Origin of the sequence: Streptomyces sp. NPDC051776 (assembly GCF_040681345.1) — a bacterium.
Lineage (GTDB): Bacteria > Actinomycetota > Actinomycetes > Streptomycetales > Streptomycetaceae > Streptomyces.
This window is the reverse complement of record NZ_JBFAYQ010000041.1, coordinates 9205-29283: the sequence shown is the minus strand read 5'-3', so window position 1 is coordinate 29283 and position 20079 is coordinate 9205. Positions and strand designations below refer to the sequence as shown.

The window sequence follows — 20079 nt, the reverse complement described above, 5'->3', positions numbered from 1 at the left end:
GGCCTCCATGAGGATCGCCGCGAAGCGCCGGAGCACCGCGCGCCGTGTGGCGGTGGTTCTGGCACTGGCGCTGATCGCCTCGCTGGTCGTGGTGCTCTGGCCGAAGCCGGACCCGGTCCGCGTGACCGCGTACTTCCCGCGCACCGTCGGCATCTACCCCGGCTCCGACGTCCGTGTCCTGGGCATCAGGATCGGCGAGGTCAAGAAGATCACGCCGCAGGGCAAGCGGGTCCGGGTGGAGCTGGAGTACGAGCCGGGCCGCAAGGTGCCTGCCGATGCACAGGCCGCGATCGTCAACTCCTCGGTGGTCAGCGACCGTTACCTCCAGCTGCTGCCCGTCTACCGCAGCGGACCCGAGATGCGGAGCGGCGCCGTCATCCCCCTGCACAGGACCGCCGTACCCGTCGAGCTGGATCGCATTTTCGACAGCCTGCACACCACCGCCGACGCGCTCGGCCCGCGCGGCGCCAACAAGGACGGTTCGCTTTCCCGGCTGCTGGGCGTCAGCGCGGACAACCTGAAGGGGCAGGGCGGAAAACTGCACCGAACGGTCAAGGATCTCTCGTTGGCCGTCTCGACCCTGTCCGACGGCCGGAAGGACCTGTTCGGAACGGTGCGGAACCTCCAGGTCTTCACCGCCGCCCTCGCCTCCGACGACCGGAGCGTGCGGACGTTCAACGACAACCTCGCCGGTGTGGCCGAACAGCTCTCCGGCGAGCGCAAGGACCTGGCGGCCGCGCTCAAGCACCTGGCCGTCGCCCTGAAGGACGTGGCCGCCTTCGTCCGCGGCAACAACAAGTCCCTGACCTCGAACGTGAAGGGTCTCAGCGAGGTGACGCGCGTACTGGTGGAGCAGCGCGGCGCGCTGGAGGAGCTGATGGACGTCGCACCCGCGGGCCTCGGCAATCTGGCCAACGCGTACAACCCCTCGTCCGGCACGCTGGACACCCGGAACAACGCCAGTCAGCCCCAGGACACGGGCAGTCTGCTCTGCGCCCTGCTCAAGTCGACGGGCGAGAAGTCCGACTGCGGGGACTTGCAAGGGCTCTTCGGCTCCCTGCCCGAGCTGCCGTCCGCCGATCCGCTGACCGGGGCCGTGGAGCCCGCATCGGGGACCGCCTCGGTGGACCGGACGCTCGGCGGCATTCTGGGAGCCCGCGCATGACCGCCCGGTGCGCGACCACGCGCGAACCGGCCCGGCGGGCGACCCGCCTCGCCGCGGGAGCCCGGCGCACCGCGGCCTTGTGGGCGGCGCTCGGCGCGGTGCTGCTCTCCGGCTGCGAGTTCAACGGCCTCTACGACGTGCAACTCCCGGGCGGCGCGGCATCGGGCGACGACTCCTACCACGTCACCGTCGAGTTCCGGGACGTTCTGGACCTGGTGCCGCAGTCGGCCGTGAAGGTCAACAACGTCACCGTCGGCGCGGTGGAGAAGGTGGAGCTCAAGGGCTGGCAGGCCCGCGTACGCCTGCGCATCTCGGACGATGTGAAACTGCCGGAGAACGCGGTGGCCGAACTGCGTCAGACCAGTGTCCTCGGCGAGAAGTACGTCGCGCTGTCCCGGCCGACCGGCGTCCAGTCCGTGGGCACGCTCGCGGACGGCGACAAGATCCCCGTCTCGCACAGCGACCGTACCCCCGAGATCGAGGAAGTGCTCTCCGCCCTCTCCGCACTCCTCAACGGTGGTGGCGTGGCCCAACTGCACACCATCACCAAGGAGTTGAACCACTCCCTGGAGGGCCGGGAGGACCGGGTCAAGAACCTGCTCACCGAACTGGACACCTTCCTCGGCGGTCTGGACGCCCAGCGCTCGGAGATCGTCCGCGCGATCAAGGGCGTCGACCGGCTGGCCAAGCGGCTGCGCACCGAGAAGGCCACGATCGGGCAGGCCGTCGACACCCTGCCGCCCGCCCTGAAGGTACTGGCCGACCAGCGGCGCAACCTCACCAGGATGCTGCGCTCCCTGTCGAAGCTGGGGAAGGTCGGCACGCACGTGGTCAACGCCTCGCGGGACGACGTCGTCGCCAACCTCCGGAACCTGCAGCCCATCCTGAGCAAGCTCAACGCCGCGGGCAACGACCTGCCCAACGCGCTGGAGATGCTGACCACGTACCCCTTCCCGCGCAACGCCGCCGACGCCATCAAGGGCGACTACACCAATCTGCACATCACCGCCGACCTCGATCTGAAGAGTCTGTACGGCAACCTCACCGACAAGCCGGAGAAGCCCGGTTCCCCGGGTGGCGGCGACGGCGGGAAGAAGAAGCCCGGCGAGCCCGAGGTGCCGGAACTGCCGGACCTGCCAGGCCTTCCCGGCCTGGCCGAGCCCTCCTCGCTGCCCTGCCTGCCGTCCGCAGGCTGCGGGGGCGACGGCGGCGGGACGAACGACCCGGCCCCCGAACCGCCCAGCGGCGACGACGTGCTGTGCCCGCCGGTCTGTACAGGCATCCAGGCCGCGTACCGCTCCCACGGCGCCGGAGTCCCGGCGTACCCCGGCGGTCTCGACATGGCTCTCGCCGAGCTGCTGACGAAGGGGATGCTGTCGTGATCACCCGTACGGTCAAGGCCCAGCTGCTGGCCTTCGCCGCCGTCACCGCCGTGGGCGTCTCGTACGTCGGCGCGGAGTACGCCGGTCTGGCCGACCGCATCTTCGACCGCGACTACACCGTGCACGCCGACTTCGCCGACTCCGGCGGTATCTACTCCGGCGCCGAAGTGACCTACCGCGGTGTGCCGGTCGGCCGGGTGGGCGACCTGCGCCTGGACGGGCCGGACGGCGTCTCGGTGGAGCTGCGCATCAAGGACGGCCCGCGCATCCCCTCCGACACCCTCGCCGTGGTCGCCAACCGCTCGGCGGTGGGCGAGCAGTACGTCGACCTGCAGCCGCGCGCCGGGACCGGCCGGTACCTGGAGGACGGCAGCACCATCCCGCGCCGGGACACCCGTACGCCGCTGCCGACGACCCAGCTCATCCTGGGCCTCGACCGGCTGGTGGAGTCGGTCGACAAGAAGGAGCTGCGGATCACCGTCGACGAGCTGGGCGACGCCTTCGCCGGCACGGGACCGCACCTGAGCCGTCTGGTCGACTCGGGCAACGCCCTGGTCAGGGAGGCGAGCGACGCTCTGCCGCAGACGATCTCCCTGATCGAGGACTCGCAGCAGGTGCTCAAGACGCAGGTCGACAAGGGCTCGGCGATCAAGTCCTTCTCCCGCGATCTTGCCGATCTCAGCGGGCAGTTGAAGAACAGCGACCGCGACCTGCGCGGCCTGGTGGACGGCGGCACCTCCGCAGCGCACGAACTGGACTCGCTGCTCAAGGCCAACCAGAGGGCCCTGCCGGTCCTGCTCGGCAATCTGATCAGCGGGGGCCAGGTCACCGCGGCTCGCCTCCCCGGCCTGGAACAGACGCTGGTGACCTTCCCGGTCGCCGTCGCGGGCAGCTTCACCGTGCTCCCCGGGGACGGCACCTCGCACTTCGGGATGGTGCTCAACGCCGACGACCCGCCGGCGTGCCGGCAGGGCTACGGCACACGGCACCGCGCCCCCTCGGACACCAGCGAGCGGCCGGCCAACACCTCGGCACGCTGCACGGCTCCGCGCGGCAGCGAGACGTCGGTCCGCGGTGCGCAGAATGCCCCCCGCGCCGGTTCGGGTGGGGGGAGCGCAGCCGACCGGGCGTCGTACGTGGCGCCGTACGACCCCGCGTCCGGCCTGGCCGCCGGGCCGCATGGACAGACCGTCGCGATCGGCTCGACCGGCGGTGAACAGACCGTGTTCGGAAGGGACTCGTGGCAATGGCTGCTCGTGGGACCGATGGGACCGATGGCATGACCGTCCGACTCCTGACCCGCGCAGGCGGGCCCCCGCTCCGCCTCCTGGCCCGGATCGCCCGTACGGCAGGCCGCAGCAGGGCGCTGCCCGCCGTACTCGCCGCGGCCGGAATCCTGCTGGCCGCCCTGGCCGGCTACTTCGGTCTGGAGAAGTACCAGCACCACCGGGACGAACTGCGGCGTCAGGAGGTCCTGGCGGCCGCACGCCAATCGGTGCTCAACTTCACCTCGCTCGACTACCGGCACTACGAACGGGACAGCCGGCACGTCCTGGACGGGGCGACGGGCGAGTTCAAGAAACAGTTCGCCCAGCAGAACAAGCAGCTCACCAAACTGGTTGCGGCCAACAAGTCGGTGTCCCAGGGACAGGTGCTGGAGGCGGGGATCATCACCGCCGACGAGAGTTCCGCCCGTGTGCTGGTCGTGGGCGACAGCAAGGTCAGCAACGTCGCCGCGCCCAAGGGGCAGGCCCGCAACTACCGGCTGCAGCTCGACCTCGTGCGCGAGGGCGGGCGCTGGCTGACCTCCGACGTAGAGTTCGTCGGCTGACCCCGACGGCACCGGCCCGACCCGCGTGACACCCGAGACCCGCAGACCTGTGAGAGACGGCCTGGGAGGAGAGACACCGTGACGAAGCTGTCCGTACGAGGTGCCGGAAGCGGCACCCACCGTTCGCGTACCGTCGCCGCGGCCGCCCGTGCCGCGGCCAGACGGGCCGAGAAGGCCCAGCGGCCCGCCGGGGAGCAGTCGGCACCGCCGCACCGCGCCGGCACCGTGACCGACGAAGCAGAGGGGCGCGAGCCGGGGATCGAGGATTCCGAGGCCGCGGACCGGGAAGGCGGTGCCGAGCGGCCCGAACGGAACCGCCGGTACGCCTTGTTGAGCGCCGGCCTGGCACTGTTCGCCGTAGCGGCTCTGGTCGCCACGGCGGTCCTCGGTTGGGAGTACCGGGACGCCGGGCGTGCCGAAACCGCCCGTAAGGAAGCGCTGGCCGCCGCCCGCAAGGCGGCGCCCGAGATCCTGTCGTACGACTACCGGCACCTCGACCGGGACTTCGCCGCGGCGAAGCGCCATCTCACCGGGCCCTTCCGCGAGAAGTACGCGAAGACCACCACGAGCGTGGTCGCGCCCACCGCGAAGCGCTACCACGGGGTGGTCAAGGCCACGGTGGCGACGCCCTCCTCCGGTGACGCACCGGCGGCGTCGGTGGTGTCCGGCTCGGCCGACAAGGTCGTGGTGCTGCTGTTCATGAACCAGGTCACCAACTCCACGCAGGTCTCCGGACCGCGTCTGGACCTCAACCGGGTGCGGATGACGCTGCAGCGGACGTCCGGGGGGTGGAAGGTGAGCGCGGTCGACGCGCTGTGACGCGCAGGCGTCACGCACGCTGCGACGTGCAAGCGTCACTCACGCTGTGACGCCCAGACGTCACTCACGCCGTGACGCTCAGGCGTCACGCACGCCGTGGCGCACCGACGTCACTCACGCCGTGACGCTCAGGCGTCACTCCCGCTGTGACGTGCAGCCGTCACGCACGCCATGACGCCCCGACGTCACGCACACTGCGACACGGGCAAGCGTCAAACATGCCGTGACGCGCAGACGTCACGCACAAGGGGCCGCCGCCTGACGGCTGGGCCGCCCCGGGCCCGACGCTGCGGAACCTCGGGTGCCGGATCTCAGAATCCGCCTCCGCCGAAGTCACCGCCTCCGAAGCCGCCCCCGAAGCCGCCGCCGAAGTCACCCGCGTCGAAGTCGGAGCCGGAGAAGTCGCCGCCTCCGAAGTCCCCGCCGTCGTAGCCGGTGCCGTCGTAGGCGTACCCCGGACTCGTCATCAGGCTGCCCAGCAGCGTGCCGACCAGGAGGCCGGGCAGGATCCCGCCTCCGTAGTAGCCGTACGCCCACGGCCCGTAGACCGGTCCGGCATCCCAGTAGGGCTTCGGCCCCTGTGCCGTCTGCACCTCGCGCCCCATCGGCTCCTCGCCGTCCTCCAGGCGTGCCGCGTCCGCCGCGCAGACCGGAACGGTCCGCTCCTCACTGCCGGGAGGAGCCCACTGAGCCTCCTGCACGGAGGGGCCGTGCCGGGGGTCGAAGAAGCACGGCGGCCGGCGGTCGGGCAGCGGCTTGCCGTCCCGCCGCGCCTCGAGCGTGGCCAGTGAGAACCTGCCGTCCTCCAGCGCCTCGGTCACGCCCCGTACGTCACTGGGCCGCCGCGCCCGGTCCATCGACACCTTGGCCTTGTCGTACGAGTCCAGTGCACTGGCGTAGTCCTCACGCATCGCGTCCGTGGTCTCCGGGGCCGAGGGGTCGAAGTCGATGCGCTCGACCTCCTCGCCGAAGGCGGTGATGTCCTCGTCCACGACCGGGCGGAGCGTCGCGAGCTGCGCACGCTCCCGCTCGGCCCGGCGCTTTCTGTTACGGCTGCCGACCAGCAGCGCACCACCGCCCACGGCCGCGATCAGGACGCCGAGCGTGGCCAGGAGCCCCAGGGGGCCGACCCGGTTCGCGGGGGAGGTGTCCGCGCCGGTGTCGGTTCCGGAGCCGCCGCTCCAGGTGTCCGGCGCATGGCCGCGCGCCTGCGGCAGCGCGTCGTCGACGAATGACTCGACCATGGCCCGCACGTCACTCGGCGACGAGCGCTCCACGGCGCCGCTGAGGTTGTCGACGGCGTTGCGGGACATCACGGCGGAGTCGGCTCCTGCGTCGAACCGGTCGCCCAGCGCGACTGCGTACACACCGGTGATCCCGGTCTTGCTCCGCAGGTCTTGGAGCAGGGTCGGCGGGTTGAATTCCTTCGCGGCGGGGAGCACGGCGACGAACACCGGTTTGTCCGCCTTCTTGATCTTGTCCGCCAAGGCGTCCGCGGCCGGCGGCGGGAGCTGGTCCCTGGCCCGCGGATCGACGTACACGGGGCCCTTCCTCAGGGCATCGGCGGCGCTGTCGAGCCCGTCCGCGGCCCGCGCCCCGGGTGCCATGACGGCCACCAGTACGAGAGCGGCGGCGAGTACCGCCAGCACCGGCGCGAGCAGGGTGCGACCCGCCCAGGGCTTTGCTGCGGTGTTCATACCTACGAAGTTAACTCCAAAGGCGCAATTCCGGGCCTTACGGCCCTTCGCGGGCTTTCGGTGCCCGAGGTGGCGGGGCGTGACGCACGCGCGGGCGGACGCCCTGCGAGCACGGCGCGCGTGGGCCCGACTCGCGCGCGGGGCCTCTTCTCGGCCAGTGTGGAAGGGGTGCGCTCGCGGACACGCCGCCACGCCACGCACGGATGAGCAGGAGTCAGCAGGTGGGGACGCACGTCGAGGGACCTCGCCGTCTCGGCGGAGCCCGTCGGCCAATGGCCCGGGTCATCCGATGGGTCCCGATTCCGCTGGTCGTCGGCGGCGCGATCTTCGACCTCCTGACGCCGCCCCCCTTCACCGGGTCACCCTTCTTCTCCGCCGCCCCGCTGGTGGCCGCACCGTTCTTCTCGCTCGGTGTCACCGCCCTCACGGGTGCCGCGAGCGTGCTCACCGTGCTCGCCCTGCGGCTGTACGACATGCGGTTCTCCGACATCGAGTCGGTCACGGAGCTGGCCACCGTCTTCACGGTCGCCGTCCTCGCTCTGCTCATCAATCGCGTCGTACGCCTGGGCGACCTGCGCCTCGCCTCGGCCCGCACCATCGCCGAGGCGGCGCAGCGCGCGGTCCTGCCCGACCCGGCAGAGCGGATCGGCGGCTTCCACGTCGCCGCGCGCTACGAGGCCGCGCACGCGGAGGCCAGCATCGGAGGAGACCTCTATGCCGTGCAGGACACACCGCACGGCGTGCGCCTCATGGTCGGGGACGTGCGGGGCAAGGGGCTGGGCGCCGTCGAGGCGGTGGCCATCCTCATCGGCTCGTTCCGGGAGGCGGCCGAGCAGGAGACGACGCTGGACGCGGTCGCCCGGCGGCTGGAACGGGCGCTGCACCGGGAGAGCGGGCGGCGCGAGGGGCTGGACCCGTTCGAGGGCTTCACCACGGCTGTCCTGGCCGAGGTGCGCCGGGCCGACGGCCCGGCCGACGCGGGCACCCTGCGGCTGCTCAACCGCGGGCACCCGGCCCCGCTGCTGCTCTTCGAGGACGGCAGCCTGACCGGCGCCGATCCGAAGGTGCCCGCGCTGCCGCTCGGCATGGACGATCTCGGCGTGTGGCCGGACACCGTGCAGGACTTCGTATTTCCCTGCGGTGCCACGCTGCTGCTGTTCACCGACGGTGTGACCGAGGCGCGCAACGCCCGTGGCGTCTTCTACGACCCGAGGGAGCGGCTGCGCGGCATGCACTTCCCCGATCCCGGGACCCTCCTCGACGCGCTCGTGGCCGACGTGCGCCATCACGCGGCGGGAGAGGCACCGGATGACATGGCGCTGCTGGCGGTCTCCCGGCCCTCGCACCACGGTCCGTAACCGGATTGCATCCCTCCGCATAACACCTGACGAACAGTCAGCTATGAGTGGCTGTCGCGCCAGAGGTCAACTCGCCCATTTTTCCTGGATCATGTACCGATTTGCCCCTACGGAATTCGTTAACGATCACGCGGAACGGCTTGGAAACAGGTCCCGCGGTCTATTAACGTTCGATAACGCAGCGCGGTCGTCCCAGCCGCCACAAGAGGTGGCACCGTGCGCCTACGCCGAATCCCGCACCATCAGCACCACCCGCACCAACTGCACCAAGGGAACCGGGGAACCAAACTCTTGGGGTGAATCGGGCACCTCTCCCAAAGGTGCTCGTAGGAGACCTTCCTGCTCCGAACCCGTCAGCTAACCCGGTAGGCGAGAAGGAAGGAAAGGAGAGCGCCCGCGTGGCGTCCAACAGGCCTGCTCCCCAGTCCTTGTACGAACCTTCCGACACCCGCGGTCCCAGCGGATTCGGCGAGTTCGGCGAGGAGCCCCCGGCCGCCGCCACAGGCGAGTGGAACCCGACGGCCGACTCGCTTGCCCCCGCGCGCGGCAGGCACCGCGTCATCAAGCAGCGCGGTGGCGGCATGGCCCGCAGCGGTGCCGTCCTCGGAGTCGGCATGTTCGCGGCCGTCGGCGCCGGCGGCATGGCCAGCGCCCAGGACAAGCCACCGGTCTCCATCTCCATGCCGGACCTCGGCCTCTCGGACAAGCTTCCGGACGCCAAGTCCCTGCCGGGCATCGGTTCCCTGGTGGACGACGAGGACACCCCGGCCGGAGCGAGCACCCCCCTCTCCACCGCGGGACTCACTGACACCGAGGCAGCCAACGGCACCGGCGCGGGTGAGGCGCTGCGCGCCCGCATCATGCGCCAGGCCGAGCAGCAGCAGAGCGCGGCCGAGACCGCCCAACGCGACGCGGCCGAGAAGGCCGCGGCGAAGAAAGCCGCCGAGGAGGCCGCCGAGGCCAAGGAGAGGGCCGCCGAGGCCAAGGCGGCAGCCGAGCGCAAGGCGAAGGAAGAGGCCGCGCGCAAGGCCGAGGCCGAGCGACTGGCCAAGCTGGCCAAGCAGTTCACGCTCCCCGTCTCCTCGTACACGCTGACCGCGGGTTTCGGTGACGCCGGTTCCCTGTGGGCCAACGACCACACCGGACTGGACTTCGCCGCTCCGAGCGGCACCCCCGCCAAGGCGGTGCACGGCGGCACGATCACGGAAGCCGGCTGGGCGGGCTCCTACGGCTACCGGATCATCCTCACCCTCGATGACGGCACCGAGGTCTGGTACTGCCACCTGTCCTCGATGACCAAGACGTCCGGCGAGGTGACGACGGGCGAGACGATCGGCCGCGTCGGAGCCACGGGCAACGTCACCGGGGCCCACCTCCACCTGGAGGTCCGCCCCGGCGGCAACGACCCGATCGACCCTGACGCCTGGCTGCGCGGCAAGGGTCTGACTCCCTGACCTTGCGCCGGTGGGGCAGAGCCCTCCGACCGAACGCCACGCCCCTCCCGCGCCGCCCGGCGCAACCACCCTGAGGCCGTCCGCGCACGGCCGCCAACCCCCACCGCGTACGCCGACAGCCCCGGTGTTTCCTCCCCCCTGACACCGGGGCTGCCGGTCTGTCCGCCTTCTGTCCACTGCAGGGCACCGTCCCGTCGAGGAACTCGTGAACCGCGCTCGGCCGGTTCGTACCGGAGACCCAAGGCCCGGCAGCCGGGGGCCTTCAACACGTCCCGAGCGACCTGCAGCATCGCCCGCCTTCGGCCCGCAGGAGTGCGGGAACGGCCGTCCGGGACGCGGCGTCGGCGTCCGGGGTCAGCGGCCGTACGGGGGGCGGAAGTCGGTGGACGCTCCCGGGCCGTGACCGTACGGGCCCTGCCCGACCCCGCCCTGGCCGTACGGGCCTTGGGCGTACGGGCCCGGACCGGCTTGCGGTGGCATCGCGGGGCCGTGGACCTGGCCGTGCTGCGACGGCACGCCGGGCCCGTACGGCGGACGGCCGTGCGGGCCCCACTGGGGAATCCGCGGCGGCGCGGTGACCAGGGCGGCGTGCGCCAGGGCGGGTTGGGCCACGTCCTTGCGCTGCCAGAGGTGGTGCAGCAGTTCCTGTTCCCGCGCAACGAAGTCCGCTCCGGCCGTCCCCCGGTGGGCCCGCTGACGCAGAAAGGCGAGCGTGGTCGCGAAGGACTCGTACTCCGCGACGACCCGCGCCGCGTCCTTCCCGTGGTGGCGCCGCGCCACGGTCCGCGCCAGCGATCGCGCCCTCATGGACGACAGTGCCTGCGGCTCCTGCGGCTGCAGCCACCCGGCAGCCACGTACGCGGGGAGCTGGCTGCGCACGGTCCTCAGCTCGCTGCCGCGCGACCAGATCACCAGCCAGATCAGCAGCCCGAACACCGGGACCATGAACATGCCGTAGACGGCGATGAAGCCCAGCCCGCCGACGGTGGCCGAGCCGTTCCACACGGCGTGCAGCACGATGGCGGTGAGCAGGCCCGCGAGCGGCACGAGGACGCGCCGCACCCGCTGGCGCGGGGTGGCGAGCGCGGCGATGCCGAAGCCGATTCCGGTCAGTGCCGTGAACAACGGGTGCGCGAACGGCGACATGACGATGCGGATGAAGAACGTCGCCGCGGTCACCGAGATCCCGGACGAGCCGAGGGCCTGGTCCTCTCCGAACGCGTTGCCGAGATACAGGATGTTCTCGGTGAAGGCGAAGCCGGTCGCGGTGATCCCGGCGATGACGACACCGTCGACGATGCCGTCGAAGTCGCGGCGGCGGAACACGAAGAGCAGCAACAGCGCGGCGCCCTTCGCGCTCTCCTCCACCACCGGGGCTATGACAGTGGCGCCCCAGGTCTCCGCCTGCGTCGGGGACGAGGATTCGACGCGGGTGGCTATCCACTCGGTCGCGAAACCGTTGGCGATGATCGCCATGAGGGTTGCGGCACAGGCGCCCCAGGCGAACGCGAAGGCCAGGTTCCGCCACGGCTCCGGCTCGACCCGGTCGAGCCAACGGAAGGCGGCGATCATCAGCGGCACCGGCAGCACGGCGAGTCCCAGACCCGCCAGGAAGCCCTCGGTACCCGTCTGTTCGCGCACGAGGGCGAGGATGACCAGGCCGCAGAGCGCGAGGAGCGTGATCATCGTGCCGAAGCGCAGCGCCTTGCTGTGCCGGAAGGCCCGCCGCGGACGGTAACGCCAGTTGTCGCGGTCCGGTACGCCGTGGAACTGCGGCTGCGGTTCGTAGACCGGGACGGGCGGCTGCTGCGGCTGCTGCGGGAAGGGCGACGGATGCACCAGTCGACCCTAACGAGGGGCGGAGCGCGGTGCGACGGCGTATCGGGGTTCGGGCCCGCGACCGCCCGGCCACGGCTCGTAAGGGCCTGGCTCGTACGGGCCCCGGCTCGTACGGGCCCCGGGCTCAGCGCCGTACGAACAGCAGGTCGTGCACCACATGCCCCTTGCCGAGGCCCGCGTTCTCGAACTTCGTGAGTGGCCGGAAGTCGGGGCGGGGCGCAAAGCCGCCGTTCGCCTGGGTGTTCTGCAGCTCCGGGCTGGCCGACAGCACCTCGAGCATCTGCTCGGCGTACGGCTCCCAGTCGGTCGCGCAGTGCACCAGCGCACCGGGCCGCAGCCGGGAGGTGGCCAGCTCGACGAACTCGGGCTGGATCAGCCGCCGCTTGTGGTGGCGCTTCTTCGGCCAGGGGTCGGGGAAGTAGACGCGCAGCCCGGCGAGCGCGGCGGGCTCGATCATCTCGCGGAGCAGGATGATCGCATCCCCGTTGGCGACACGGATGTTGGAGAGCCCGTTCCGTTCGGCGAGGCCGAGCAGGTTGCCCTGGCCGGGAGTGTGGACATCGGCCGCGAGAATGCCGGTGCCGGGGTCGGCGGCGGCCATCGCGGCCGTGGCCTCGCCCATGCCGAAGCCGATCTCCAGGACAACAGGGAGCCCGCCGAAAAGCGCCTCGAGGTCGAGCCGGGACCGCCCGTCGATGTCCAGGCCCCACGTCGGCCAGAGCCTGCGCAGCGCGTCGCCCTGTCCGGAGGTCACGCGGCCGCGCCGCGGACGGAAGCTTCGGATCCGGCGCTCGTGGTGGGAACCGGCGGGATCGGCGGCGGGCCCTTCGGGGAACAGGGTGCGGCGCGCGGCCTGCGAGGCGGGCGCGTCCGTGGGTGTGTCTTCGGCGGATGCGGACATGTCGGTCTTCTCGGGGAGTCGCACAGTGACTCCGATTCTACGGTCGGCGCACGACGGCCTGACCGGGGTCGTCCCGGGCCGGCTGCGTTCCTGGGCCGGGAGAAGTCCGGGACGCCCCGGGGCCTGCCGAACCTTCCCGGGCTCCTGGACCTTCCCGGGTCCCTGTGCCCCCTCTCGGGCTCCTGGACTTCCGGGTCCCTGGATTTCCCGGGTCCCTGGATTTCCCGGGCTCCTGGACTTCCCGGGTCCCTGGACTTCCCGGGTCCCTGGATCTCCCGGGTCCCTGGACCCTCGGCCTTGGACCTTTCCGTGCCTCGGACCTTCCCGGATCCCGGCCCCTTGGCCTTGGATCTTCCCGGGCCCTCGGACATTCCCCGGTTCCCTGGAACTCCCCGACCCCTTGGACTTCCCCGCGCCCCAGGTCCGTCCCCGGGCCCCGGGCCGTTCCTGAACCGCCCTTCCACGCCCCTACGCGCGCATCGCGCCCGCGTCCGCGAGCACCGCCAGCGTCCGGCGCGCGATCTCGCGCCCGATCGGCAGTGACGCGGTCGCCGCCGGGGAGGGGGCGTTCAGTACGTGGATCATGCCGGGGGACTGGGTGATCAGGAAGTCGTCGACCAGCGTTCCGTCCGGCAGCACTGCCTGCGCCCGTACGCCCGCTGGAGCCGGTGTGAGGTCCTCGTCGGCGACATCGGGGAGGAGGCGACGCACGGCCTGCGCGAAGGCGTGCTTCGACAGTGAGCGGCGCAGCTCCCCAGCGCCGTAGCGCCAGTGGCGCCGGGCGATGTGCCACGACCCGGGGTAGGTCAGAGTCCCCGCCAGTTCCCGCGGCCGTACCGTCCCCCAGCCGTATCCCTCGCGGGCGAGCGCGGGCACCGCGTTCGGCCCGATGTGGACGGTCCCTTCGATGCCGCGGGTGAGATGGACGCCGAGGAAGGGGAAGGCCGGGTCCGGGACGGGGTAGACCAGCCCGCGGACCAGATCGTTCCGCTCGGGCACCAGCTCGTAGTACTCGCCGCGGAAGGGCACGATCCGCATGCCGGGGTCGTCGCCCGCGAGCCGGGCAACCTCGTCGCAGTGCAGCCCGGCGCAGTTGACCAGTGCACCCGCCCGCAGCACCGCACCGTCCGGCGTACGGACCGCCACGCGCCCCGGGCGCCGGCCGACGGTGCGTACCTCCGCGCCGTAACGGATCCGCCCGCCCGCGTCCTGCACGAGCGAGGCCAGCCGGTCCGCGACCGCGCCGAAATCGCAGACGCCGGTGGTGCCCACATGGATCGCGGCGAGTCCGCGCACATGCGGTTCGTAGTCCGTGATCTGCGCCGGGCCCAGTTCGCGGACGGGGATGCCGTTCTCACGTCCCCGCTGGACCAGGGCGTGCAGGCGGGGGAGTTCGGAACGGTCGGTGGCGACGATCAGCTTGCCCGTCACATCATGCGGAATGTCATGCTCTGCGCAGAACTTCACCATCTCGGCGGCGCCGCGTGCCGCGAACCGCGCCTTCAGGGAACCCGGCCGGTAGTAGATCCCGCTGTGGATCACCCCGCTGTTGCGCCCGGTCTGGTGCCGGGCGGGCCCGCTCTCCTTCTCCAGGACGGTGACGCGGGTGCCGGGTGCGGCGCGCGTGATCGCGTACGCGGCCGAGAGGCCGACGATCCCGCCTCCGATCACCAGAACATCGCTGTCGTCCGCCACCGTCACAGGTTCACCTCCGCTGCCTGCCCGCTGCCGACCGTCGCCACCTCCCTGCCACGATGATGCCCTGGCCCGGTCCCTGCGTCGTCACACCGTCCCCTCGTCACGCCGTCCCCTCGTCACGCCGTGGGGCCGTCACGCCGTCCCCTCGTCACGCCGTCGGGCTGTCCCACCCCCGGCGCGCCGGTGCACGCTGCCGTTGTGCTCCCGCCGGCCCCTCACGCAGTGGTCACGCGGGGGAGACCAGCAGTGGACGGGCCCGCTCGCGCAACTCGGCGACGCGCGGCTCGTCACCGTACGGCTCCAGCCGGTGCAGCAGGTCGCGGACGTACTCCGTGGTGCGTGCCGACGAGATGCGCCCCGCCACCTCCACCGCCCGCGTGCCCTGCGCACAGGCCGCGTCGAGGTTGCCGGACTCCAGTTCGGCGACGGCGGACACCACGAGCCGCAGACCGTGGGACCGTACGAACTCCTCCGTCGGGCGGGAGAGCGCCTGCTCCGTGAAGCGGCGGACCTGGCGTGGCGCCTTCAGATCGCGGTAGCACTCGGCGGCGTCGGCAGCGAACCGGTCCTCGGTGTAGAAGCCGAGCCAGGAGGGGTCGGCATCGCCGTCCCGCGACCGCTCGAGCCAGGCCTCGGCCGCCTTGAGCGCCGCGCCCGCCGCCTGGGAATCGCTCGCCTTGGCGTGGGCGCGCGCCTCGACGAGGCGGAAGAAGCTCATGGTCCGTGCGGTGGCCAGGCCGCGGTTGCGCTCGGCTGCGGCCTGCGCGAGGTCCACGCCCTCGTCGGCGAAGCCGCGGTAGGTGGCCTGGAGGCTCATCGAGGCGAGGACATAGCCGCCCAGTGGGACGTCCGCCGCAGCCCGGGCCAGCCGCAGCGCCTGGATGTAGTAGCGCTGGGCGGCCTCCTGCTGGCCGGTGTCGAAGGCCATCCACCCGGCGAGACGGGTGAGTTCGGCAGTCGCGCCGAAGAGAGAGCGGCCGACGTCGTCGCTGTAGGTGCCCAGGAGGAGCGGGGCGGCGTCGACCCGTAAGCACTCGGGGACCATGGAGGAACGCCAGTCCCCGCCGCCGTACTTGGAGTCCCAGCGGCGCGCGTCCTCGGCCGCCTCGCGCAGCTTCCGTACGTCGCTGTGGCCCACGCGCAGCGGCGTGCCGTCCGCGCCGCCGGCCTCCGCGTCCTTGGGGTCGCGGGCGGCGGCGCTGTCCGCCGGGGTGATGAGCCACCGGGAGGCGGGAGTTGCGTAGGCGCTGACCGAGAACGACCCTGCCAGGCTCTGCCAGATGCCTCCGCCGCCCGCCCGTCTGCCCGCCAGATCCAGCCGGTAGAGCTCGGTGGCCGACCGGACGGCGGCGGCCACGTCGCGCGGGAAGGCCAGCCCGACCTCCGGCGCCGGATCGGCGTCCGCCAGCCCGATCTCGTGCAGCGGCACGGGCCGCCCGAGCTTGCCGGCGATCGCCGCGGCTATGAGATGGGGTGCGGCCCCCTGCGGCACCATGCCCTTGGACACCCAGCGGGCCACCGAGGTCTTGTCGTACCGGAGGGTCAGCCCGCGCTGGGCCCCGAGGTCGTTGACTCTGCGTGCGAGCCCGGCATTACTGATCCCCGCGAGGGCGAGAACCGTGCCGAGCTTCTCGTTCGGCCCGCGTTGCTCCCTGGACATGCGCCACCCCTCGACACACCGACGGCCGCCCCGGCATAGGCGCGGGGCATTCGTAAACCCAGCGTAGTTCGCCGCATCCCGACCGTTAAGGGGCGGTGTGCCGGATGGCGAGATTGTGGCCGGTACCGCCGATGCCATGCGAGGGCGTGTGCTCCCGGTGCATGTGGCCGTGCGCCCGGCCGTGCGCTCTGTCCTGGCCACGGGGGCGGGCGCTTCCATGGCAGTGCGTGGGTCGGCCCACTGAACTGGATCCAGTGGGCTGGGGGACACCGCCACCTCATTCCCCGCGGGTGGCGGACCGGTCCGGGGGGCGGGTGCCGCCTCCCGGATCGCGCGCGTTCCGCTTCCTCTCTGCGCCGTTCTGCGCCGATACGCCCCCGCTCGCGCCCCCGCGGTAGATTGGCCGAATGGCGCCTGCGGTTCGGAGGTTTGACGGGCGCCCCGCCGCATACGGGTTACGCGCGAGTACGTCGTTTCCCGGCCGTCCCGCCGCGACGCCCGCACTGGGGACGATTGCGTATGGACGTACCGTTTTGGTACTGAACGCGACAGGGTTCTCCGGGGCTTGGCCGCGCGCCTGCCGCCTGCCCGTGCGCTCCTCGTCCGCTCCCGTGCGCCCGTGTCGTGGCAGCATGGACCCTGACCCAGGAGCACCATCCCCTGGGGGACCGGCCGTTGGGCGGGGACACCACTCGGCGGGTTCGGCGCCGGAACCGCCGCCCGACTGTGCATGATGACTGCTATTCCTGGTTGCCCACAGCGTGTGGAGGCGGCGATGCGGTGGTTGGTGGGATGGAGCAGTGCCGCCGCGGTGCCCGTCACCGACGAGGCCCGCACGGTCCACCCCGTCGGCGCCCAACTCCTGTGGGGCGACCCGGATCCTCTGTGGGCCGTCGGGGACTGGCGCCCCGACGAGGTGCGCGTCGTCCAGGCCGCCCCCCACACCCGCCTCGCCGTACTCGGCTGCTGCGGAGCGAGCGACGAGCAGTTGAGAGCGGGCCTGTTCACGGCCCGCGGCGGGGCCCTGCGCCATCTCACCGCCTGGCCCGGAAGTTACACCGCCGTGGCCCAGGTCGGCCGCCGCCTGACCATCGCGGGCGACCTGGCGGGGGCACGACCTGTCTTCCACACCGCCTGGGCGGGCGGCACCGCGTACGCGACCGCCGCCCTGCCGCTCGCCGACCTCATCGAGGCCCAGCTCGACATCGGCCACCTCGCCACCCTTCTCGCCTGCCCGGACGCCCCCGAAGCCCTCGGCGACGGCACGCCCTACGCCGGTGTGCGGCGCGTACCGCCCGGGCACGCCCTGATCCTGCGCGACGGGTCCCGCGAGGTCGCCGGCTACGAACCCACCGCATCGCTGGCCGTCGCAGCGCCCCAAATGGAGACCATCCAAGCGGTGGACGGCGTACGGGACGCCCTCGTCGAAGCCGTCCGGGCGCGGCTCGCCGCGCCCCGCCACGCACCCGAGATGCCCGAACCCGACCCTGGCCCCGTCCCCGGCATGGGCCCCGCCGCCCGCCGGGCCAGACGCGGCGCCCCCGCCCCCGGCATCGGCTCCGACCTGTCCGGCGGCATCGCCTCCTCGACCCTCGCCCTGCTGGCCGCGGGCCTGCCCGGCGCGCCAGGAACACCGCTCGGGCACGGCACCGGCGCTGGCGAACGACTGCTCGCCGTCACCTTCAACGACCTGGTCTCCGGGGCGTCGGGCGGACACGCGCGTACGGCCGGGGAAGCTGAACTGGAGCGCGCCCGCGGCATCGCTGCCAACCCACGGCTCCATCACGTCGTCGTCACCGGCGACGAGGATGCCTTGCCGTACGCGGGACTCGACACGGTGCTCCTCACCGACGAGCCCGGACCGGCGATCGTCAGCGCCGAGCGGCATCGGCGGCGGCTCGTCGCGGGCAGCGCCGACCATCTGGTGGGACACGGCGCCCGGCAGGTGCTGGACGCCCACCCCGCCCGCTTGGCCGATCTCTTGATGGAGCGTCAGAGGCGCCGCCTTCTCCGCCCCGTCGCCGCTCTCGCCAGGTCCGAAGGGCCCTCGGCGCATTCGCTGTTCGTCCCCATCACCGTCTACCGCGCCGCTCGCCGGCTGGCCCGTACCTCCTACCGGGACGGCGTCCGGGAAGCGGCGGCACGGCTGCTGGAACGGCGCTTCGACGACGCGGACGGCGGCACTACCACGCCAGCGGGCGGCGGCACCGGTCCGGCCGGGGCCGTCGACGCATCGATCGCCGCCCTCGCCTGGTGCCGGCCGGGACCCGCGGCGCGCTGGCTCACAGGGGAGGCACTCGCGGAAGTATCGGTTCGCCTGCAGGGCGCCGCCACCCGGCCGGGGCCACTGGAACGCCCCGGCGAACGCCGTGCCCGCGCCGCCCTGGCCCGCTACGCCATGGACCACCGGGTCTTCGAACAGGCCGCGGAGGTCCGCAGCCAGCGGCTGCACGCGCCCTTTCTCGACAACCAGGTCGTCCGGGCCTGCCGCGCGCTCCCCGAAGCCCTGCGGGTCCAACCGGGCGCGCGCGCCTCGGTGTTGCGCGCCGTCCTCGCGGGCGCCGGCATCCGGGATCTCCCCCCGGGATGGGGAGCGCCCTCGCACGCCGCCGGGGCCGCGGCCGTACTCTCCGGACTCCGAGTGGCGGTCGAGGACCTCGTCGCGCTGTTCGACGCACCCCTCCTCGCCGACGCCGGCCTGCTCGAGGCACGGGTCGTCCGCAAAGCCGTACGCGCGGCCGCGGGAGGCGAGGCGCTCCCTCTGGACGGCCTGGCGGAGCTGGTCTCGACGGAGCTGTGGCTCCGCCGCCTTCTCGCGCGCCGCGGTACGTGCTGGACGGGCTCGGCGGCCCCGCGCCAGCGGGCGGTCGCGGGAGGCGTGGCCCCGCGCCCGGCGCTGTGAACGGGGTGGACGGAGTGGAGGTGTGGGCGGGGTGAACGGGGCGAGTCATGGGGCAGGGTGAAGACACGGCCGTGGTGGAACTGTCGGCGGGGTGACGGTTGAGCGGTGACCGCTGAGCGGTGACGGTTGAGCGGTGACGGTTGAGCGGTGACGGTTGAGCGGTGACGGTTGAGCGGTGACGGTTGAGCGGTCGGACAGCTGAACCGGGAGAAGGGTCGACGGGGCGAATCGGCAGCGTGATCGCGGAGCGTCAGTGGCACGTGATGCTCGAGTGCGCCCAGTCGGCCAACGCCACCGCGCCCAGAAGCGACCGGCCCTCGACCACCAGGCGTAGTGTTTTCCGCCCCGACAGCGGCACATGGACCGGCGTGGCCGACTCGCCGCTGCGCATCGAAGCGGAGCGCCACAGGCGCGTCCCGTCCCCGTAGACGGAGAACCGCACGGATCCGAGCCCGAGCAGCGTGGCGTCGTCCACACCGACGCGCGCGTCGTATGCGACGCAGGAACGATTCAGATCGATCGTCACGGACGAGTTCGCATGCACGCTTGCTCCGTGCGCGTACCGCATGCCGTCTATCTCCTGTCCCTTGCGCTGCCACAGCCACGAACTTCCCGCTGCCCGCACCTCTGGCCCGGAGCCGTCACCGGACACGTCGTAGGCGAGCCGGTCGAGCGGGTACGGAGTGGTGGCCCGCGGCGGAACGGGCACCGGCGCCCCAGGGCTGGACGGTGGCTTTGCGGACGACCCCGGCCACTGCCCGGAGCCCGCGCCCGATCCCGACCCGGCCGGTCCGGGCCCTCCCCCTAAGGGCTGGGCGTACGGCCGCGAGTCGCCAGGCGGGAAAGCGTTTCGGCGATCCAGGTCCTTGGGCGTGCGGCGCGCCGGTTCCTCGGGATCGGGCCGCTCTGCGATGTGGCCCGGCGGCTTCGGCGTGAGCCCGTCATCGGAGTCCGGGGGCTCGGCGGAGGCCGATGCCGAGGGCTCGGCCCGGGTCTCCTCCTCGGGTTCCCCGTTCCCGACTGTGACGGCCAGCACGGTCGTCGCCGCCACTGCAGCAGCGACCGCCCCTATGGCGATCTTCGCGGGCACGCTGAGCCCCTGGTGCCGTCCCGCGTGCGCGCCCTTGCCCCCACGCCCCCCGGAACCACTACGCGCCGCCGTATCCGGGCGAGTTGAGCCGCCGGACGTGCGGACCGGGCCGGCCACACTCTTCGCGTCGCCGCCACGCTCGTCGCTGCTCGCTTCCTGACCCGCGTTGCCATAGGCTTCGGCGTCCTCGGCGTCCTCGGCGTCCTCGGCGTCCTCGGCGTCCTCGGCGTCCTCGGCGTCCTCGGCGTCCTCGGCGTCCTCGGCGTCCTCGGCGTCCTCGGCG

General features: G+C 72.3%; 14 protein-coding genes and 1 riboswitch. Of the genes, 8 read left to right on the top strand and 6 right to left on the bottom strand.

Annotated features, from left to right (window positions below):
- Positions 1-7 precede the first annotated feature (7 nt).
- From AB0M26_RS25335 to AB0M26_RS25315, 5 genes are all read left to right on the top strand, one after another.
- A complete protein-coding gene (locus tag AB0M26_RS25335; protein ID WP_365264151.1) occupies positions 8-1165 on the top strand; it encodes an MCE family protein in 1158 nt (385 codons plus the stop codon).
- On the top strand, positions 1162-2547 hold the full coding sequence (locus tag AB0M26_RS25330) for an MCE family protein (RefSeq protein ID WP_365264150.1): 1386 nt from the start codon (positions 1162-1164) through the stop codon (positions 2545-2547). The genes AB0M26_RS25335 and AB0M26_RS25330 overlap by 4 nt, the downstream gene beginning before the upstream one ends.
- Complete coding sequence (locus tag AB0M26_RS25325) at positions 2544-3830, top strand: MlaD family protein (protein ID WP_365264146.1); 1287 nt, start codon at positions 2544-2546, stop codon at positions 3828-3830. Before AB0M26_RS25330 ends, AB0M26_RS25325 begins: the two co-directional genes overlap by 4 nt.
- The gene (locus tag AB0M26_RS25320) at positions 3827-4378 is read left to right on the top strand and encodes a hypothetical protein (protein WP_365264145.1); all 552 of its coding nucleotides are present in this window, start codon (positions 3827-3829) and stop codon (positions 4376-4378) included. The genes AB0M26_RS25325 and AB0M26_RS25320 overlap by 4 nt, the downstream gene beginning before the upstream one ends.
- Before the next feature lie 78 nt (positions 4379-4456).
- Positions 4457-5197, top strand: a complete 741-nt coding sequence (locus AB0M26_RS25315) for a hypothetical protein (RefSeq protein ID WP_365264143.1) — start codon at positions 4457-4459, stop codon at positions 5195-5197.
- A gap of 311 nt (positions 5198-5508) precedes the next feature.
- Here the strand turns inward: AB0M26_RS25315 and AB0M26_RS25310 are convergent, their stop codons facing one another.
- A complete protein-coding gene (locus AB0M26_RS25310; RefSeq protein WP_365264142.1) occupies positions 5509-6894 on the bottom strand; it encodes a hypothetical protein in 1386 nt (461 codons plus the stop codon).
- Positions 6895-7166: 272 nt separating this feature from the next.
- Between AB0M26_RS25310 and AB0M26_RS25305 the strand changes: the two genes are divergently transcribed.
- Together AB0M26_RS25305 and AB0M26_RS25300 are read left to right on the top strand one after the other, a co-directional pair.
- On the top strand, positions 7167-8252 hold the full coding sequence (locus AB0M26_RS25305; RefSeq protein WP_365264141.1) for a PP2C family protein-serine/threonine phosphatase: 1086 nt from the start codon (positions 7167-7169) through the stop codon (positions 8250-8252).
- Positions 8253-8467: 215 nt separating this feature from the next.
- A riboswitch (cyclic di-AMP (ydaO/yuaA leader) is annotated at positions 8468-8639 on the top strand.
- Positions 8640-8650: 11 nt separating this feature from the next.
- The gene (locus tag AB0M26_RS25300) at positions 8651-9706 is read left to right on the top strand and encodes a M23 family metallopeptidase (protein ID WP_365264139.1); all 1056 of its coding nucleotides are present in this window, start codon (positions 8651-8653) and stop codon (positions 9704-9706) included.
- A gap of 354 nt (positions 9707-10060) precedes the next feature.
- Here the strand turns inward: AB0M26_RS25300 and AB0M26_RS25295 are convergent, their stop codons facing one another.
- The 4 genes from AB0M26_RS25295 to AB0M26_RS25280 all read right to left on the bottom strand — a co-directional run bounded on the left by AB0M26_RS25295 (position 10061) and on the right by AB0M26_RS25280 (position 15804).
- Complete coding sequence (locus AB0M26_RS25295; protein ID WP_365264201.1) at positions 10061-11392, bottom strand: PrsW family glutamic-type intramembrane protease; 1332 nt, start codon at positions 11390-11392, stop codon at positions 10061-10063.
- A 277-nt stretch (positions 11393-11669) separates the two neighbouring features.
- Positions 11670-12446 carry a tRNA (guanosine(46)-N7)-methyltransferase TrmB gene (gene trmB / locus AB0M26_RS25290; protein WP_365264138.1) on the bottom strand — a complete coding sequence of 259 codons (777 nt, stop codon included), beginning with the start codon at positions 12444-12446 and terminating at the stop codon, positions 11670-11672.
- A gap of 468 nt (positions 12447-12914) precedes the next feature.
- Entirely contained in the window at positions 12915-14147 is a 1233-nt protein-coding gene (gene lhgO, locus AB0M26_RS25285) for an L-2-hydroxyglutarate oxidase (protein WP_365264137.1), read from the bottom strand.
- Between the two features lie 223 nt (positions 14148-14370).
- Positions 14371-15804: an MFS transporter gene (locus AB0M26_RS25280; RefSeq protein ID WP_365264136.1), complete on the bottom strand. Its 1434-nt coding sequence runs from the start codon at positions 15802-15804 to the stop codon at positions 14371-14373.
- 775 nt (positions 15805-16579) lie between these two features.
- Here AB0M26_RS25280 and AB0M26_RS25275 point away from each other — a divergent pair.
- The gene (locus AB0M26_RS25275) at positions 16580-18706 is read left to right on the top strand and encodes an asparagine synthase-related protein (protein WP_365264135.1); all 2127 of its coding nucleotides are present in this window, start codon (positions 16580-16582) and stop codon (positions 18704-18706) included.
- A gap of 250 nt (positions 18707-18956) precedes the next feature.
- Here AB0M26_RS25275 and AB0M26_RS25270 read toward each other — a convergent pair.
- The coding region (locus AB0M26_RS25270) for an NPCBM/NEW2 domain-containing protein (RefSeq protein WP_365264134.1) at positions 18957-20079 on the bottom strand (1123 nt) is incomplete at its 5' end.

Excerpts from the sequence above, each read along its gene's own strand:
- AB0M26_RS25335 (WP_365264151.1), top strand. The coding sequence starts at position 8 with ATGAGGATCGCCGCGAAGCGCCGGAGCACCGCGCGCCGTGTGGCGGTG.
- AB0M26_RS25330 (WP_365264150.1), top strand. The coding sequence starts at position 1,162 with ATGACCGCCCGGTGCGCGACCACGCGCGAACCGGCCCGGCGGGCGACC.
- AB0M26_RS25320 (WP_365264145.1), top strand. The coding sequence starts at position 3,827 with ATGACCGTCCGACTCCTGACCCGCGCAGGCGGGCCCCCGCTCCGCCTC.
- AB0M26_RS25310 (WP_365264142.1), bottom strand. The coding sequence starts at position 6,894 with ATGAACACCGCAGCAAAGCCCTGGGCGGGTCGCACCCTGCTCGCGCCG.
- AB0M26_RS25305 (WP_365264141.1), top strand. The coding sequence starts at position 7,167 with ATGGCCCGGGTCATCCGATGGGTCCCGATTCCGCTGGTCGTCGGCGGC.
- AB0M26_RS25295 (WP_365264201.1), bottom strand. The coding sequence starts at position 11,392 with ATGATCACGCTCCTCGCGCTCTGCGGCCTGGTCATCCTCGCCCTCGTG.
- trmB (WP_365264138.1), bottom strand. The coding sequence starts at position 12,446 with ATGTCCGCATCCGCCGAAGACACACCCACGGACGCGCCCGCCTCGCAG.
- AB0M26_RS25280 (WP_365264136.1), bottom strand. The coding sequence starts at position 15,804 with ATGTCCAGGGAGCAACGCGGGCCGAACGAGAAGCTCGGCACGGTTCTC.
- AB0M26_RS25275 (WP_365264135.1), top strand. The coding sequence starts at position 16,580 with ATGCGGTGGTTGGTGGGATGGAGCAGTGCCGCCGCGGTGCCCGTCACC.